Below are 494 nucleotides of genomic sequence, written 5' to 3' on the forward strand. Positions count from 1 at the left end.
GTGCTGCTGGCCGAGGCCAACCAGTGGCCGGAGGACGTGGTCGACTACTTCGGTGACTACCGGGTGGGCGGCGACGAGTGCCACATGGCGTTCCACTTCCCCGTCATGCCGCGCATCTTCATGGCGGTGCGCCGCGAGTCCCGCTACCCCGTCTCGGAGATCCTGGCGAAGACGCCCGCGATCCCCTCGGGCTGCCAGTGGGGCATCTTCCTGCGCAACCACGACGAGCTGACCCTGGAGATGGTCACCGACGAGGAACGCGACTACATGTGGGCGGAGTACGCCAAGGACCCCCGCATGCGCGCCAACATCGGCATCCGCCGCCGCCTCGCCCCGCTCCTGGACAACGACCGCAACCAGATCGAGCTCTTCACCGCCCTGCTGCTCTCCCTGCCCGGATCGCCGGTGATGTACTACGGCGACGAGATCGGCATGGGCGACAACATCTGGCTCGGCGACCGCGACGCGGTGCGCACCCCCATGCAGTGGACGCC

1 protein-coding gene is annotated in these 494 nt (G+C 68.2%); it reads left to right on the plus strand.

Annotated elements, in window-relative coordinates; all coding sequences use genetic code 11:
• Positions 1–494 (plus strand): alpha-amylase family glycosyl hydrolase (locus HCJ93_RS29070; RefSeq protein ID WP_240968010.1); only part of this gene is annotated, 494 nt, incomplete at both ends.

It is taken from the genome of Streptomyces composti (assembly GCF_012034205.1).
GTDB lineage: Bacteria > Actinomycetota > Actinomycetes > Streptomycetales > Streptomycetaceae > Streptomyces > Streptomyces composti.